The sequence below is a fragment of the Paenibacillus amylolyticus genome (genome assembly GCF_047302515.1).
In the GTDB taxonomy this organism is placed as follows: domain Bacteria; phylum Bacillota; class Bacilli; order Paenibacillales; family Paenibacillaceae; genus Paenibacillus; species Paenibacillus amylolyticus_G.
Window position 1 is genome coordinate 3553264 of record NZ_CP168019.1, and the last position, 15551, is coordinate 3568814.

The window sequence follows — 15551 nt, forward strand, 5'->3', positions numbered from 1 at the left end:
CGTTATCGTATTGTAGTCGTTCGCCTCTAAAAGTTCAAGTCGTGTGCCGATTCAGCTCCGATTGAAGCACAGTTGAGATGTTATCCGATACGTTGATCTGCGCCAAATGATAGGCATCCAGCATTGCCCCCCCAACTCCCGGCAAGTTACTGGGTATGTATTGAATTCTTTTCCCTTCGCGCATATTGGCAGCATCCAGTCCTTTCTGAACAGCCTCCACCATATATGGTGAACTCAGACAGCTTCCGGTAAGCGTCATGGACACTGTGGGCTGATCGAAACAGGATGCCAGCATCAGGATGCCCACAACAGCCGTATCGGCTGCCGAGCCGCACACCCTAACTGCGAGGGGTATATTCCGGTCAGCAGCTTCAGTCACCATAGACGCCATCTGACCAAATTTCCGGTTGGTCGCCTGTTTATTTTCGGCAAAACCGGCTATCCCCAGTGCAGCGAGTTCTCGAATTGAGGCAACATTCCAATATTTCAACACCTGCTCAATCCAAGCTTGGTCCTGCGGCCCATAACGTCCCGCGAGGATGGAATGCACGGTGTCGTAAGCCAGAAAACGTGCTGCTGTCGGCGCATAATGACCGAACTGATCGTTGCGGAGCCAAGCTCCCTGTTCGGTTCTGCCAAGGATCAGAGATCCTGTTCCTCCAATAGCGACAATACCTGGCTCACCATCGAAGGCCGCTGTATGTGCGATGTGCGTATCGTTTACCGCACTGATCCTGCCTGTAATCCCCGTACGAGCGAGTAATGCCTCCGCCCAAATCGTATCTTCAGGCTGATTCAGACCTGCCATTCCTGCCTGAATGGAGGCGATCTGATCTGATTGGAGTCCAGCCTGAGTTATCGCTTCGGCGATAGCTTCCAGCACATTTTGCTCGGCATTGATATCGTGATAACGGTTGCAACCACTCTTTTGCACATAGGATAAAATCTTCCCGTTCTGATCTGCGACAGCCACACGCGTGTGGCTCCCTCCTCCATCCATCCCTATTACATATGTATTCATCCTTAACGATCTCCCTTCAGACCACACATTAAGAGTGCCGGGTCCATTGTCAGGTCCCGGCAGAGAATTTATTGCTTTTGCACAGCGAAACGAAGCAGTTCACAACGAAATTGTGTCGGTTCATCATACTTTTCCTCTTCAATCGTCTGTGTGACATGTTCCTGAAGCAGAATATTCCAGCCTTTGTAAGCCTTCTCCAGTATAGCAATCGCCTCGGCTGTGGGCAGGTTCAGTTCAATTAATGGTTCAATCTCCTTGCCTGTATTGATTTCTTTTTCCTCCACATTGGTACTCATCGTAATACAATGAATGCCCCCTGTGCGAGTTCCGGCCTGTAACCGGTCTATCGCTTCCATAAAGGCTTGCTTATTTGAGACATGTTCCAGACAAGAACAAGCAGCGATATAATCAAAATAGTTTGGCTCCACAGCATAATGCTCAACATCTGCTTTCACTGCCTGTACGATATGATCAACCTGATATTCTTTCGCATACTTGCGAAGTCCGTCTACGGCCTCATCCAGTAAATCCACACCGATGACTTCACTCTTCGTTTTTGCAAGGCGCTGTGCAATCGGTATCGTATGCCTTCCCACTCCGCATCCCAGATCGAGGACACGCAACTCCTCCTTGTGAGCAAGTAGACGTTCCAGCATATCCATCACCATAGGCATGGGCCTCGACATCCAGGTACCGGAGGCGAATAATTCATTATTCTGATAGAAATTGGAATGATAACCTGCCTCTGCTTTTCGCGCAGCCTCAAATTGTTCGTTTCCCATTAAAACACCCCCATCGTTTAGAAGTTAAACGTCAATGTCCCAGTACCGGCGAATAGAATGATTGAAAAAATGATCATGATGACGAATCCAGCCGTTACAAGCAATTTACCCGTATCCCTCTTGTATGAACTGTCGTTAAATAACATAACTCCACCAATGGAAATAGCCACCGGAGCGAGAAAAAGTGTAATCAGTACAAGCAAAATGATGGAATAACGATCCAATACCGATTCTTCATATTCGATCATATAAGGTTGTTCAGGCAATGCCGTTTTGGTGGCAACCAGATTACCGCAAGATTTGCACTTAAACTCATCTTCTGCCATTCCTTCATGGCAGTAAGAACATTTCCTTTGTGTGCGCGCCATCTTCCGCCTCCTTACACATCTGTCCTATCAATGAATACCCATAATACAATACGAGAATCAATTGATTACGGATTCTGGTTGCGACAGATTTTTTTTCATAAAGGATTCCAGTGCCGCCTCATATCCGGTGCGATCGACTTGAAACGCTGTGCCATGACCCGCACGGGGGACGGTCAGCAATTCCTTTTTGGTTGGGCAAGCTTCATACAACCTGTACACCATTTCCGTTGGTACAAACATATCAGCTTCACCGTGGATGAATAACACGGGAACGTTAACTTTGGCAAGCTGCTTGAGAGCCGAAGCCTCTCTAAAGGAATACCCTGCTTTCCATCGGGAGATTAGACTTGTGACAGGTATAAACGGAAATGCAGGAAGCTTGTATAATTGCTTTAACTGGAACGTCAGTTCTTCTTCCACGGATGTATACGCACAATCAGAGACAATCGCTTTAACCTGAGTCGGCAGGGCTTCACCACCTGTCATCAGTACGGTTGCTCCTCCCATGGATATGCCGTGCAATAGGATTTCCCCTTGTGTACCCACTTTTTCAAGCACCCAGTTGGTCCACTGGGCATAATCCTTCCGATCTAACCAACCAAAACCGATGATATCACCTTCGCTCCGGCCATGACCCCGATCATCTGGCATGAGTACGTTATAACCGTGCTTTTCCGCATAAAACCGGGCAAAACCAGCCATTTCTCTGCCTCTCCCCGAATAACCATGTGCCAGAATAACCGTCTGATCCGACCCTTTATTGGAACCGAGCCATGTACCATACAGTTTTAATCCATCATGTGATTGAAGAGATATCTCTTCTGTAGGCTGAGCATCCAGCCACTTCAGGTCAGAAGCACTGCTAATGATTTCATTGTCCGGTTCAGGCATCAGATTCGGATTATCCACCAAAAATGTTTTTGGCGTACGGCGAATGGCCGTTTTGAAAAAATAAAGCCCACCTGTCCACAGAAGAGCAAGAACGATCAGTACCAGTGCTGCAAGTACGTAGAATAACATGAACGAGTCCTACCCTCTTTCCTCATTAAGATATGTTCAATCTTTACTTATTTGTTGCAGTGATGCACATGCTGCTTGATAGGCGGGTAACAAAGCATCCAGCAAAGGTTCTGCTTTTCGTGATTGACCTTCCTTCGCGAACTGCTCTATCCGGGCAAACAAAGTTGATAAATAACGAATCCCCAGACTCAAACTCCCTGATTTCAGATCATGGGCTACCTCGGTTGCAGCCACATGGTCGCCCGACACAATATGTCTGCGCAGCACCTCAATTTTGCCAGGTGTATCGGTACGATACATGTCCAACAACATACCAAGGAGTGTACGATCGCCATCGGTGTTTAATTCCGCAATTTCATGTACGATGCTCATATTTAGTACCTCGGTCGGTTCGGAGGATTGCTGCCACTTCTCGATCATCTTACTCAGAATTTCCAGCGTGAAAGGTTTGCCAATAAAGTCATTCATCCCGGCTTCCATACACTTGTCTTTCTCTCCCTGCATGACATTACCTGTCATTGCAATGATTGGTGTGGTATGGCGCATTTCATCCATTTCTATCGAGCGGATTTTGCGTGTGGCCTCCAAACCGTCTATCACTGGCATCATATAATCCATGAGAATCAAACTGTATTTTTTGCTGAGAAAAGCAGCTATTGCCTCTTCCCCATTCACTACAGCGTCCACTTGGGTTATTCCCAGTTTCTTGAGCTGTAACATAACAAGCTGTCGGTTGATGACATTATCATCGGCCAGCAATACAGATACAGAAGGAGCTTCATCATCCATATCCTGCCCCTGTTGCTCTTGAGCGGAAGCAACAGACTGGTTAGCGGACTGATTACCGTCTTTCTTATCAAGTGTAAGTTCGAACCAGAATGTTGATCCTTCACCCTCTTGACTGTCTACTCCAATCTGACCTTCCATCAGTGTAACGAGCGACTTGCAGATCGATAATCCAAGGCCCGTTCCTCCATACTCACTTGAGCGACCTTGTTCAGTCTGCACGTAGGGTTGAAATAACTGTTTCTGATCTTCTTCCGAGATACCAATCCCCGTGTCTTCGACTTCATATCGGATCATTTGTGTAATCTCATCATCTTTCATAAGGGTGACTCGTATCCGCACTGTACCTTCTGATGTGAATTTGTTCGCATTCTGAATTAGATTGATCAGTATCTGTGTAATCCTCGTTGAATCCCCTTCAAGAAGAGTAGAGATTCTGGGGTCACAGTCTATCGATAACTGATTTCCGTTCTTTCTGACTTGGGGTTCGAGCAAACGAACGATATAGTTTATCGTCTCTTGCAGATTCACTTCTCCCAGTTCAAGTCGCATCTGACCCGCCTCAAGTTTGGACAGATCCAGAAGATCCTGAATCAGCTTGAGCAGCAGTTTGGCAGCATCCTGTATAACGGAAACGGAATTCTCCTGTTCTTCAGACAAGGGAGACAACTTCAGCATCTCAGCCATTCCCAATATGCCATTTAATGGCGTACGAAAATCATGACTGATGCCTGCAATAAATGCAATTTTTGAATCACCTGCATCTACTGCTTGCTGACGTGCAGCTTCAAGACTGTTATTGTTCTTTGCAAGCAGACGCTGGAGTGTCACCAGTTCATTATTCATATCCGAGAATTCCGTAAGTGTCCGTTCCTCTTGCTCTTTACTCCGGATCATCTGATCTGATAACTGCTCAATCGTTCTGCGTAGCCTCTGTATCTCTCCGCTCTCATTAGACATCACAACATCCCTCTCCTAATCCCTAACCATATCAAGATAATTACATGTAGCTGGCTGAGACAGTAATTGTTCTGCAACCGCTACCGCTTCATCGGCTCCTGGAGCATAACCGTCAGCTCCTATCGTTTTCCACAACTCCTGATCAATATTAAAGGGATATCCCCCAACCATAATCTTCACATGTGCCGTTGCCGGATGATGACGGATCAGATGAATCAACTCTTTGGCCAGATGAAGGTGATACGTCATCGTAACTGAAATCGCAACAACATCGCCCTGATGCAGCTCAATAGCCTCTATTACACTTCCATTGGGAACATTGGCTCCCAGATAATGCGTATCCCAACCTTCCATCTCGAACACATCTGTGAGCATACGCAGTCCGATCTCATGTTGCTCACTGCCTACACAGGTAGCCACTAGTTTTTTATCCTGACCCGTATGAATCAACCAACGAGAATAGAGACGTGATATGAATGACTGGGTCGCTGCCGTACAAAAGTGTTCCTGCCCCACACTAATACGATGGCATTGCCACAATCGTCCAATTTCATATTGGGTAGGCTGAAAGATATATCGATAAATATCACGAATCGTCACCCCGGCTTCTAACTGGGCTTCAATGATCTCAAAGGCTTCTTTCCGTTTATTCTCAAGCAAACACTGTAAGTACGATTGCGCGGCATCTCCATATGGCATGGATTCGTTGACGTTGATGTAACCCGCCTGTGACTCCATATGTGTTGTTCTATATATTCCCATCTCCAGATACTCAAGCAGAAGCGCCTTTGACGGATGGTCAAATTCTTCTTCCAAGGTCTCTTTGATCAGATTGAGATTAATCACCAGGTCTTCTGGTGATACCTTATAACCCTCAAGTAAAACTTTCAGCCAGGCAATATAATGAGTAAACAGACCTGGACTCTGTACGAGCGCACTTTCTGCCAAATAGTTCAAGCTATACTCCGAATCCTGTTTGGTTCGCATTTTTCCATTCTCGCCAAATCGCTCAAGTAAATCGGGCTGTCTGAGATACTGTTTCTCCGTTATTTTATCAGCTAAGTTCGCAGATTCCTGGAGCAAACGTTCTCCTGCTTCTTGATGACTCATAGATGCCACCCTCCTCATACCCGCATCACACTCAATCTTCATTCGTGACTAATCCAGAATGAGATCGATGTTAGTTAACTTGCAATCGGGATAGGTTCTTCTACTTGATCCAATCCATCCATTCCGCTCTTAATCGTTATGTTCCATTATACATGAAATTTCGATGATCATGTTTTACACACGATGAATGTATAGAACAATCTTCCTATATTATGGAGGGCCTTGCAAGTCAGTCAGCCAGTATATACCTGTACTTTTCGAGATCTACAAAAAAACTGACCTGCGTTATGAACGCAAGTCAGTTTTCCCTTCTGCCGCTAGTCCCAGCTTCTTCAACATCTTAATCGCATCCACTTTCTCGGAAGGGTCAAGTCCTTCCAAAGCATCAATGATGACCTGATGGTGTTGAGGAAATATCTGTGTGAACAATTCTCTTCCTTCTTCGGTTAACTCAGCGTAAATGACACGCCGATCTTCCTTGGAAGGTCGACGAAACAGCAGATTTTTATTTTGCAACTTATCTACAACATACGTAATATTACCACTGGACATTAACACCTTTTCACCAATCTTTTGCAATGCCTGCGGTCCCTTATGATATAACAAATCAAGCACACCAAATTCTGTCGTATTCAGTCCGTGACTCTGGATGTCCCGATTGGAACGTGAGGTCACAGAATTATAGGCCCGAACAAGAACCACGAATAATTGTAAAGACAGTTCCCGGTTGTCCTCCGTGTTCAGCATTTCAATAATCCTCCATCAGTTGTTTACATTTCGGCTCGTATGAGGGGCAAGCTTCTGCTCCCACTCCTCACGGAGCATCCCCATACGAATTGAATCATAGTACTGCCCGCGAACGATACGACACTTCCGCATTCGCCCCTCTATCTGTAATCCGGCTTTCACAGCCGCACGCATCATACGTTCATTCCCAGACCAAGTAGTCAATCCAACCCGAACCAAAGGCATCTGTTCGAACAAATGACTTGACCACATGACAAGTGAGCGTGTGCCAACCCCGCGTCCCCACTGGACAGATCTGTATATTACAATCCCCATTTCCAGCCACATGGATAACTCATCTTCTATGTAATAGCTGATTGTACCCACAATTTGTCTGTCGGATTCAATAATACGGATTGATACGGGTTTGGAATCGCCTGGATCTACGTCCATACGTTTGAGCATACCTTGTTCAAAACTTTCATAACTTTCGTGTTTAAGTGGGTAATAGGGTGCATCCCATTGCTTCCATTCAGGTACGTCATCACTGTAGATCAATTCATAGAGTTCTTTCAGATCCTTTTTCTCCACACACCTGAGTACAAGTTCACCATCAACGATTGGCAGTTCTTTCATACGATGAAAAGCACCCTCTTCCTTATTAAGAACGATGAAGCTCTTCGATACTTCCGTCCGCATTGGCAAGAATGACTGTACTAGCCATATCCACAAATAGTCCGTTATCAACAACACCTGGTAACATGTTCAATTGAACATTAAGGTCCGCAGCATGATCAATCGCCTCCAAGTGGCAATCTGCTATCAGGTTTCCGTTGTCTGTCAGATAACGTTGCTGTCCATCCATCCGCCACTGTGGTTGACACCCCAATTGTTCGAGCGCCTGAAAGGTCCACTCAGAAGCAAATGGAACCACCTCAACTGGAAGCGGGAATTTCCCCAACTTTTGCACGGCTTTGCTGCCATCCGCTACAATAATCAATTTGTCACTATTGGCCGCCACGATTTTCTCACGCAAAAGAGCCCCGCCCCCCCCTTTAATCAGGTTAAATTCGGGATCTACTTCATCAGCGCCATCAATGGTCAGATCCAGACGTCCAATCTGGTCAAATGGGACGATGGGAATCCCCCATTCACGGGCAAGCTTGTCCGAAGCCTCTGAAGTGGCAACCGCTTGAATGTTCAATCCATCACGTACCCGCTCACCGATCCGGCAGATGGCATAATAAGCTGTTGAACCTGTACCCAATCCAACCTTCATTCCATCTTCAACATATTCTGCCGCACGCTCTGCTGCTATCTGTTTAAGATTCATCTATAAACCCCCGCTGCTCATAATTTGAGAAATGCATATGTAGTTATTATAGATAAAACCGCTTCCGATGTATATCCGTGCCTTCTGTTGCATCTCTGCCATCATATTTTTGTTTTGTTGAAGGATGTATTTTTACCCACCATGTTATAGAATACAGAATGAAGCTAAAAAATGGGAAATTTTAAAATAAACAGTTCTAAATACCTATAAACCATCTGATATGTCCATAAATACGTAAAATATTAAAAAAAATTTAACGATACTATTCAATTTAACGACATTTTATACGACATATTAATTATAGATGTGTTTTAATAATTAGACACCTATGGTTCATACGGTACATAAGTCTCTACGAAAGCGACTGATAAACCAAGACCATGGTCGCATAAATTTCCTTTGGAGGGGATCACGGAATGATCTAGTTCACTGTACCAATGCAACCCTAAAGTTTCTTAATTTAAAGAAGATCAGGAGTGGAATTTAGTGAAATCATTAAGTTGGAAAAGCATGTCGTTTTTCTCCAAAAATTTGTTACTCTCATTTACTAATATCGTTATCATCGGGGTAGCACTTATCGCAAGCAGTTACTATTTTCAAAAAACAGTTCTTGTTGATCAACTGCATGGACAGGTGGAACAAATCACCAAAAAGTGGGCTGAAGATATCAATCCTGCCGAGGTACAAGCTGCTATTGCGGAAGGTAGCTATGATGGAGCAACACAAACGAAATTACGAGCGTATTTCGATGAGATGCAAGAATATTATCCTAACATTGCACAAGCCTACATCTTCGGTGTTGAGCTCGGTGGCGATAACAAGAGATTAACTTCCCTTGTAGCGATGCCGACCAATTTAAGAGAGGCTTTTCAAAGTGAGAACGTAAATATTGGTGACATGTATGAGCAGCCGGTCGTTGTAGCCAATGCACTGAAAGAAATGCTTAATACGGATCGCCCAACATTCACAACATTTTATTCCGATGATTTCGGAACATGGACAACCATCGCATATCCAATCAAAGACAGCAACGGAAAGATTTTCTCATATTTTGCCGTTGATGCAGATGCATCAGCTGTACCTGCGGGACTAAACTCCTTGCTCAAAAACGGAATTATTATCCTTGTGGCCTTCTTGCTGTTATTCCTAATTATTCAATACCTTGTAGTTAAAAACACACTTTCCCCTATCCGTCACTTGATCAAAGGAATTGATGACGTAAGTCGGGGTAATTTGAATGTCAACATTCCGACAGGCAAAGACGATCTGGGACTCGTTAACGAGAAGTTCAACACCATGGTTCGCAAAATCAACGATACTATCGTTAAAGTGCAAATCACGTCACAAGAAGTAAATCAATCTGCCAAAGAGCTATATGAAGTTTCCGAGCGCAACAGTGAGAATGCAGATTCTATCAATAATAATGTGACTCAAATCACTTCCAACATTCGTTCGCAGGAACAGGCAACCCGGGATAGTGCACGTGCCATGTCCGAGATGGCTACCGTAATCCAGACCATTGCCAGCAGCTCGGCAAGTGTAGCGGATGAAGCCTATGAGATGGAACGTCGTTCGCAACAAGGTAACAGCGTTGTCCGTCAGGTATCTGAACAGATGAATCTGATTACGGAATCGGTTAAAAATACCGCTTCTGCCATTGAGGTTCTGGAGAGTCGTTCACAGGAAATTGGCGATATTCTCAATATCATCTCGGGAATCTCCAGCCAGACCAACTTGCTTGCTCTTAATGCTTCCATTGAAGCAGCTCGTGTTGGTGAAGAAGGAAGAGGATTTGCAGTTGTTGCAGGTGAAGTACGCAAACTTGCCGAGCAGTCTGAACAAGCAACCAGCCAGGTTGGCGTATTAATCCAAGAGATTCAGGCTGGAATTAAACAAGCTGTACGTGCTATGGAACAAGGTACGTCAGAAGTAGATACAGGACTCAGCGTAGCCGATCAAACAGGACAACTGTTCGAAGATATTTTAGAAGCAGCGAAAAAAGTATCTAATCAGATTCAGGAAGTATCAAGCGCGACAGAAGAAATCTCTGCGGGTACGGAGGAAATGACCGCTACAGCGGACGACTTGTCTTCAAGCGTAAGTAAGACAGCAAACAGCAGTGAACAAATTTCCTCATCTGTTGATGAGCAAAAAGCATCTTTGATTACATTGGTAGATTCCTCCACACGCCTTAACAGCATGTCTGAGGAACTCCAAGAATTGATCTCTCATTTCAATGTAAGCAAACAATAATTCAAATCCACAAACATTCGGTTTGAACCAAGGAGGAATAACTGAAGTGATTGAAAACCAACCATCTTCTTCCCATTCCATGGAATCTAGCTTGCCAGTTCTGCAGATTCCACTGGATTTTGGGCGACGTCAACAATCATTCTCTTATCAGTCTGCTCAAATCACATTACATGCTTCTCTGAGCCGTGAACTTAAACAGAAGTATGGAGAACAGATGGTGTACCCGGTACTCCTCTCAGCTTATGCAGCCTTGTTATTCCGATTGTCAGCTGAACAGGAACTTGCCATAGGTATACTTTCCCCCGATCAGGCAGCTTCCTATCTTTCATTACAGATTCAGGGGAAATTGGCCTTCAGCCAACTTTGTCATCAGGTTTCAGAGCAGCTCAAGATTGAATACACGTTGCAAAACGGTGGATACCCTGAATCGTTTTTTATGCTGAATAGTGTACAGTTGCCTCAAGCTCCTCAAATATTAAACTGGAACGTTCGAGATGATCAGAACATGCTCATCCTCGATCTGTTCTATGATAGTTCACTGTTAAAAGAGTCTACCGTGCTGAGATATGCAGAATATTATCAGACTCTTCTACTCGCCCTTGTACGTGACGGTGAGAAAGCAATCGGTACGGTAGATATCCTGTCTGCCTCAGATCGATTGCTTTACCGTGAAATGAATGATACTTCTGTTCTTGAACCAGAGAATCAGACGGTTCATGGCTGGTTCGAAGCAACGGCAGCGGCATATCCCGATTCACCGGCGATAACATCGCCATCCAAAAGTTATACGTACAGGGAATTGAATGAACGAGCTAATCAGGTTGCACGTGTTCTGTTATCCAATGGCTTGCAGAAAGGTGAATTCGTCAGTATCTTTATGGATCGAAGTCTGGAGACGATCATCTCCCTGCTTGGTATTCTGAAGGCAGGTGGTGCATATGTTCCGATCGATCCTGAGCATCCACAAGAACGTAACAGTTATATCGTGGAAGATACGGCATCATCATTCGTTCTGACAACGGAGGCTTCTTATGCCCAAGCTTCCAGCTTGTTCTCCAGTATAGCTACGGTCCGCCAGATTCTCGCTGTGGATGGTCGCCTAGCTGGATTTGCAGCAAGTAACCCCAATCTGGATATTCAGCCCGATGATCTTGCATATATCATCTACACGTCAGGGTCGACCGGTAAACCCAAAGGTGCACTGATTGCCCACCGGGGTGTAACCAATCTTGGCAGTGTGGTTCAGCGTGATTGTGACATTCAACCAGGTGATGTATTAACCCAGTTTGCTACATACAGCTTTGATGCATCCGTGTGGGATACCATTGGCGCCTTGTTCTATGGAGCAGAATTATATCTGTTGTCTGCGGAAGAACGTGTATCCGTTGAAGAATTCGCAAGTGCAATTGAACGGACAGGAACAACCATCATTACGATACTGCCTACGATTTTCTTCAATCAGCTTGCTTCCTACTTATCCGATGAAGGTTTCCACAAGCTGGCCAAAGTCAGAATCATTACTGTAGCCGGAGAAGCGCTCTATGGTGAACAAGTTCGTGCCTTCCAGCGCAAATTCGGAAACCAGATTGATATTGTTAATGTATACGGACCTACCGAATGTACAGTAGCCACAACTACTCACCGCATCAGTGAGCAGGTTCCCGAACATGTGGTGAACATCCCTATCGGTAAACCGATTCATAACTACAAAGTATATATTGTGAATGAAGAACAACAGCTCTGTCCGGCAGGTGTACCTGGTGAGGTATATATTGCTACCCCAGCACTGGCCAAAGGTTATCTGAATCAGCCAGAACGTACTGAGCAAGCATTCATTGAGAACCCGTTTGCGATAGGGGAGAAAATCTACAAGTCTGGCGATATTGCCAAATTGCTGGATACTGGGTTGCTCGAATATGTCGGTCGCAGTGACTCACAGCTAAAAATTCGTGGTCACCGGATTGAGATCGGGGAGATCGAAGATCACTTTGCACGGCTTGATCAGATCCAGAACGTTGCCGTCATTCCGAAGAAAGAATCCGATGGACAAAATATGCTGGTTGGTTACTTTACATCGAAAGATGGCAGTACCCTCTCTGTTTCGGACATCAAGGCAGAACTGACGGAGAAACTTCCTTCTTATTTTGTACCAAAGTGGATCTGTCAGCTGGATGAAATGCCGATTGCACCAACTGGGAAAATCAATCGCAAAGCGATGGTATCCCTGCCTCATATGGAACGACATGAAGATCGCCCTGATCGGGTCATGCCTGAGACGGAGACGGAATCCATTATCCTGGACGCATGGAAAGAAATCCTTCAGCACGATGACTTCGGTGTCGAAGACAGCTTCTTCAATATCGGTGGTGATTCACTCCGGGTCATTCATGTACTGGTCATTCTGAAGCCACATTATCCACAGCTGAAAATCGCCGACTTCTTTGCCGAGAAAACAGTCCGTGCTCTCGCTCGTCGTGTGGAAGCATTGTCTCTCAGTGCTGCAGAAGTTACGGATTCAGTGGTGACCGAAGGTATGATTACACAATTATCCGAACACCCTGTGGAGCTAACATCCCAGTTGGGGTATCCGCTCATTCGTGAACCTGAGCATGTGTTACTGACCGGAGCAACAGGTTATCTGGGCTCTCATGTGCTGCAACAGTTAATTCTGAATTCCAGGACAAGAATCTACACCCTTGTTCGTCGACCATCCAATGGAATAACTGCAATGGAACGTTTGACTAACGTGCTGGAAGGTTATTTCGGCAAACAACTGACTGACCAACTCTCCACTCGCGTGGAGATTATTGAAGGGGATCTCGAACAACCTAATCTCGGCCTGTCCGCTGAACAAAGGGCTTATGTTCAGGATCGAATTGACCGTGTCATCCACTGCGCTGCAGACGTACGTCATTTCGGCGATGCCGATCAGTTCGCCAAAACAAACGTGGAAGGAACGGTCGCATTGCTAGACTTGATTCGCAGCAAACCAGGCGCTTCCTTCCACCATGTATCCACGATGGGTATTCCGGAAGATCTGGCACTCAGCGGACAATGGGAATCTTCCCTGCAATATGATCGGTTCCCGGCTGACTTGCATGTGGACAACCTGTATTCGGACAGCAAGCTTGAAGCCGAGAAAGTGCTCATGATTGCCGCCGAGCAAGGTGTACCTGTCAGCATCTATCGTGCTGGTAATCTCACTTGCCACTCCGAAACTGGACGCTTCCAGTCCAATATTGATAGCAACGCCTTTTATCGTATGATCAAAGCAATGTTATTGCTCGGCAAGGCTCCTGCGGCTGACTGGATGGTTGATTTTACACCGATCAACTATGCAAGTGAAGCTATCGTTCATCTTGCCTTACGTCAGGATACCGCCGGTCGTGTATTCCACATCTGTAATCCGGAGCCCATCCGTTATGATGAGCTGATCCGTTCTGTGAATCGGGCTGGTTACGAAGTCGAAACGCTGCCTTTCGCCGATTACACACGTTGGTTGTTCGATGCCAGCATCAGCAAAGAGCCGGAAGCTCTTCAGTTGGCTATTGCACAGCTTGAAGGCGACGGTGCGAAGGATTCAGCATATGTCTATGCTTGCCCTGTCACAACGGCTTATGTGGAACCCGCTGGCATCTCATGTGCAAAAACAGATGATCGCTTCATCTCCGCCATGTTAGACTACGCCGTTCAGATTGGATATTTCCCGTCTGCAATCCGGCGCCATAACGGCACTTCTACAGCGATGGAGTAAGTTCACTTTATCATTAGCATTTAATTAATAAATAAGGTCACAAGAAAAGGAGCCATCTATCGTCATTCACTGACGATAAGATGGCTTCTTTTCTTCGCATTTTCGGATCATTTTTTAGACCCATCGGATAATTGCAATGATGGCAAGATGAGCTGGATAGAAATAACGCCAGACCCAACGTGGCCCCTTCATACGGAATCCCGCTTGGTAATACTGAGCAATAGCAATGCCGGCGGTTGCCAGCACACTATACATTTGCACAGAGCTGTTATGCAGCAGAAGATATAGTGCATTTAACAAGACATGTGCCACGACAAGTACAGGACCCTGGAAATAACGGAATAACAGAACCAATAACAACCCGTACATCCCGTAATCCATTTGGCTAATTTCCATGAACCATCCTGCTCCAATTACAATCGGAATCCCTAGTAGTTTGGATGGCAATTTATCGATAACGAATAATACCAACAGGGCTGACCACAATGTCCACACCACGTTCAGAGAATAATGATTAAAAGCAGCCATGAACGGCACCTGTGATATGATCGCAATCCAGAACAACCGCCATATGTATTTTTGTACGTCTCGTGTATGTTTATAACCGATATACACTGCAAAAGCATAGATTGGGAAAGCGATACGACCTATGATCCTCAACTCTATAATATGTGGAAAAAAGACAGCCCCTATATGATCAATTAACATCGTGATCATGGCAATCCACTGCATCATGTTGCGACTCCCCTCCCTTGTTGCCGACGACACAAGTGTGCCATTCATTCATATAGTGCGTCTTTTTGAGCAACCTCTTATACGTTAAGTTCATAATACATGAATTTGGTATCCTGTGCATATCCTTCGGGTTCATATAAAGCTTGCGCTCGTTTGTTACTTAACTCAGTTGAGAGTGATATACGAAGAACTCCTCGCTCAGATGCCAATTGCTTGGCTGCTTGCAAGAGCTTCCTAGCAATGCCTTGCTGACGATAATCCGGATGCACATATAGATCATTAAGCACCCAGACAGGCCCCATCGATACCGAACTAAAACTGGGATATAGCTGAACGAATCCAGTACAAATTAAGCCTTTCGAGAGTGACATAACGTTACTTTCATCTGTCCCATGATCACTTTCCGCATCTGTTTCTGCTACCAAAATCACCGATTCATGGCCTTCCATTCGTTCTCTAATATACTGACGTGCTGCCTCAATATCAGCATTTTGGTTGTAGAACATCCTGTACTCATTGAACAAACGTCCCACTTCGTTACTATCAAGAAGACCCGCTTGTCTGATTCGGTGCTGCATTTCACTCAACTCCTCTGGGATGGAGAGCATCGTCTCCTCCTTTGTATTTCTTCAATTGTAAAACAGTCCTTTCCTTTTCCCCATTCATCATCTGCATCAAAATTTGTAGTATCCAGGAACTTTTC

13 protein-coding genes are annotated in these 15551 nt (G+C 45.2%); 2 read left to right on the plus strand and 11 right to left on the minus strand.

Going from position 1 to position 15551, the window contains the following annotated elements:
* Window positions 1-34: 34 nt before the first annotated feature.
* The 9 genes from ACDJ59_RS15215 to rpiA all read right to left on the minus strand — a co-directional run bounded on the left by ACDJ59_RS15215 (window position 35) and on the right by rpiA (window position 8106).
* Entirely contained in the window at window positions 35-1021 is a 987-nt protein-coding gene (locus tag ACDJ59_RS15215) for an N-acetylglucosamine kinase (protein ID WP_413403918.1), read from the minus strand.
* 68 nt (window positions 1022-1089) lie between these two features.
* Window positions 1090-1803: a class I SAM-dependent methyltransferase gene (locus ACDJ59_RS15220; RefSeq protein ID WP_413403920.1), complete on the minus strand. Its 714-nt coding sequence runs from the start codon at window positions 1801-1803 to the stop codon at window positions 1090-1092.
* Between the two features lie 17 nt (window positions 1804-1820).
* Window positions 1821-2171 (minus strand): hypothetical protein, encoded by a 351-nt coding sequence (locus tag ACDJ59_RS15225; RefSeq protein WP_339784646.1) that lies wholly within the window; start codon window positions 2169-2171, stop codon window positions 1821-1823.
* A gap of 57 nt (window positions 2172-2228) precedes the next feature.
* Complete coding sequence (locus ACDJ59_RS15230) at window positions 2229-3191, minus strand: alpha/beta hydrolase (RefSeq protein WP_413403922.1); 963 nt, start codon at window positions 3189-3191, stop codon at window positions 2229-2231.
* Window positions 3192-3227: 36 nt separating this feature from the next.
* Entirely contained in the window at window positions 3228-4937 is a 1710-nt protein-coding gene (locus ACDJ59_RS15235) for an ATP-binding protein (RefSeq protein ID WP_413409825.1), read from the minus strand.
* Window positions 4938-4952: 15 nt separating this feature from the next.
* Window positions 4953-6047, minus strand: a complete 1095-nt coding sequence (locus tag ACDJ59_RS15240) for a B12-binding domain-containing protein (protein ID WP_413403924.1) — start codon at window positions 6045-6047, stop codon at window positions 4953-4955.
* A gap of 285 nt (window positions 6048-6332) precedes the next feature.
* Window positions 6333-6794 (minus strand): MarR family winged helix-turn-helix transcriptional regulator, encoded by a 462-nt coding sequence (locus tag ACDJ59_RS15245; RefSeq protein WP_017689273.1) that lies wholly within the window; start codon window positions 6792-6794, stop codon window positions 6333-6335.
* 15 nt (window positions 6795-6809) lie between these two features.
* Window positions 6810-7472, minus strand: coding sequence for a GNAT family N-acetyltransferase (locus ACDJ59_RS15250; RefSeq protein WP_413403926.1), 663 nt, complete (start codon window positions 7470-7472; stop codon window positions 6810-6812).
* The gene (gene rpiA, locus ACDJ59_RS15255) at window positions 7435-8106 is read right to left on the minus strand and encodes a ribose-5-phosphate isomerase RpiA (protein WP_017689275.1); all 672 of its coding nucleotides are present in this window, start codon (window positions 8104-8106) and stop codon (window positions 7435-7437) included. The genes ACDJ59_RS15250 and rpiA overlap by 38 nt, the downstream gene beginning before the upstream one ends.
* A 510-nt stretch (window positions 8107-8616) precedes the next feature.
* Here rpiA and ACDJ59_RS15260 point away from each other — a divergent pair.
* Together ACDJ59_RS15260 and ACDJ59_RS15265 are read left to right on the plus strand one after the other, a co-directional pair.
* Window positions 8617-10359, plus strand: a complete 1743-nt coding sequence (locus tag ACDJ59_RS15260) for a methyl-accepting chemotaxis protein (protein WP_413409826.1) — start codon at window positions 8617-8619, stop codon at window positions 10357-10359.
* A gap of 79 nt (window positions 10360-10438) precedes the next feature.
* On the plus strand, window positions 10439-14113 hold the full coding sequence (locus tag ACDJ59_RS15265) for an amino acid adenylation domain-containing protein (RefSeq protein ID WP_413409828.1): 3675 nt from the start codon (window positions 10439-10441) through the stop codon (window positions 14111-14113).
* 114 nt (window positions 14114-14227) lie between these two features.
* On the opposite strand, the gene ACDJ59_RS15270 is transcribed toward ACDJ59_RS15265, so the two are convergent.
* Complete coding sequence (locus ACDJ59_RS15270) at window positions 14228-14848, minus strand: TraX family protein (RefSeq protein WP_237176010.1); 621 nt, start codon at window positions 14846-14848, stop codon at window positions 14228-14230.
* A gap of 77 nt (window positions 14849-14925) precedes the next feature.
* On the minus strand, window positions 14926-15456 hold the full coding sequence (locus tag ACDJ59_RS15275; RefSeq protein WP_413403929.1) for a GNAT family N-acetyltransferase: 531 nt from the start codon (window positions 15454-15456) through the stop codon (window positions 14926-14928).
* Between the last annotated feature and the right edge of the window lie 95 nt (window positions 15457-15551).

What these genes read in the sequence shown, in the direction of transcription:
- ACDJ59_RS15220 (WP_413403920.1), bottom strand. Translation starts at nt 1,803, where the DNA reads ATGGGAAACGAACAATTTGAGGCTGCGCGAAAAGCAGAGGCAGGTTAT.
- ACDJ59_RS15240 (WP_413403924.1), bottom strand. Translation starts at nt 6,047, where the DNA reads ATGAGTCATCAAGAAGCAGGAGAACGTTTGCTCCAGGAATCTGCGAAC.
- rpiA (WP_017689275.1), bottom strand. Translation starts at nt 8,106, where the DNA reads ATGAATCTTAAACAGATAGCAGCAGAGCGTGCGGCAGAATATGTTGAA.
- ACDJ59_RS15265 (WP_413409828.1), top strand. Translation starts at nt 10,439, where the DNA reads ATGGAATCTAGCTTGCCAGTTCTGCAGATTCCACTGGATTTTGGGCGA.
- ACDJ59_RS15235 (WP_413409825.1), bottom strand. Translation starts at nt 4,937, where the DNA reads ATGTCTAATGAGAGCGGAGAGATACAGAGGCTACGCAGAACGATTGAG.
- ACDJ59_RS15230 (WP_413403922.1), bottom strand. Translation starts at nt 3,191, where the DNA reads ATGTTATTCTACGTACTTGCAGCACTGGTACTGATCGTTCTTGCTCTT.
- ACDJ59_RS15260 (WP_413409826.1), top strand. Translation starts at nt 8,617, where the DNA reads ATGTCGTTTTTCTCCAAAAATTTGTTACTCTCATTTACTAATATCGTT.
- ACDJ59_RS15250 (WP_413403926.1), bottom strand. Translation starts at nt 7,472, where the DNA reads ATGCGGACGGAAGTATCGAAGAGCTTCATCGTTCTTAATAAGGAAGAG.
- ACDJ59_RS15270 (WP_237176010.1), bottom strand. Translation starts at nt 14,848, where the DNA reads ATGATGCAGTGGATTGCCATGATCACGATGTTAATTGATCATATAGGG.
- ACDJ59_RS15275 (WP_413403929.1), bottom strand. Translation starts at nt 15,456, where the DNA reads ATGCTCTCCATCCCAGAGGAGTTGAGTGAAATGCAGCACCGAATCAGA.
- ACDJ59_RS15245 (WP_017689273.1), bottom strand. Translation starts at nt 6,794, where the DNA reads ATGCTGAACACGGAGGACAACCGGGAACTGTCTTTACAATTATTCGTG.
- ACDJ59_RS15215 (WP_413403918.1), bottom strand. Translation starts at nt 1,021, where the DNA reads ATGAATACATATGTAATAGGGATGGATGGAGGAGGGAGCCACACGCGT.
- ACDJ59_RS15225 (WP_339784646.1), bottom strand. Translation starts at nt 2,171, where the DNA reads ATGGCGCGCACACAAAGGAAATGTTCTTACTGCCATGAAGGAATGGCA.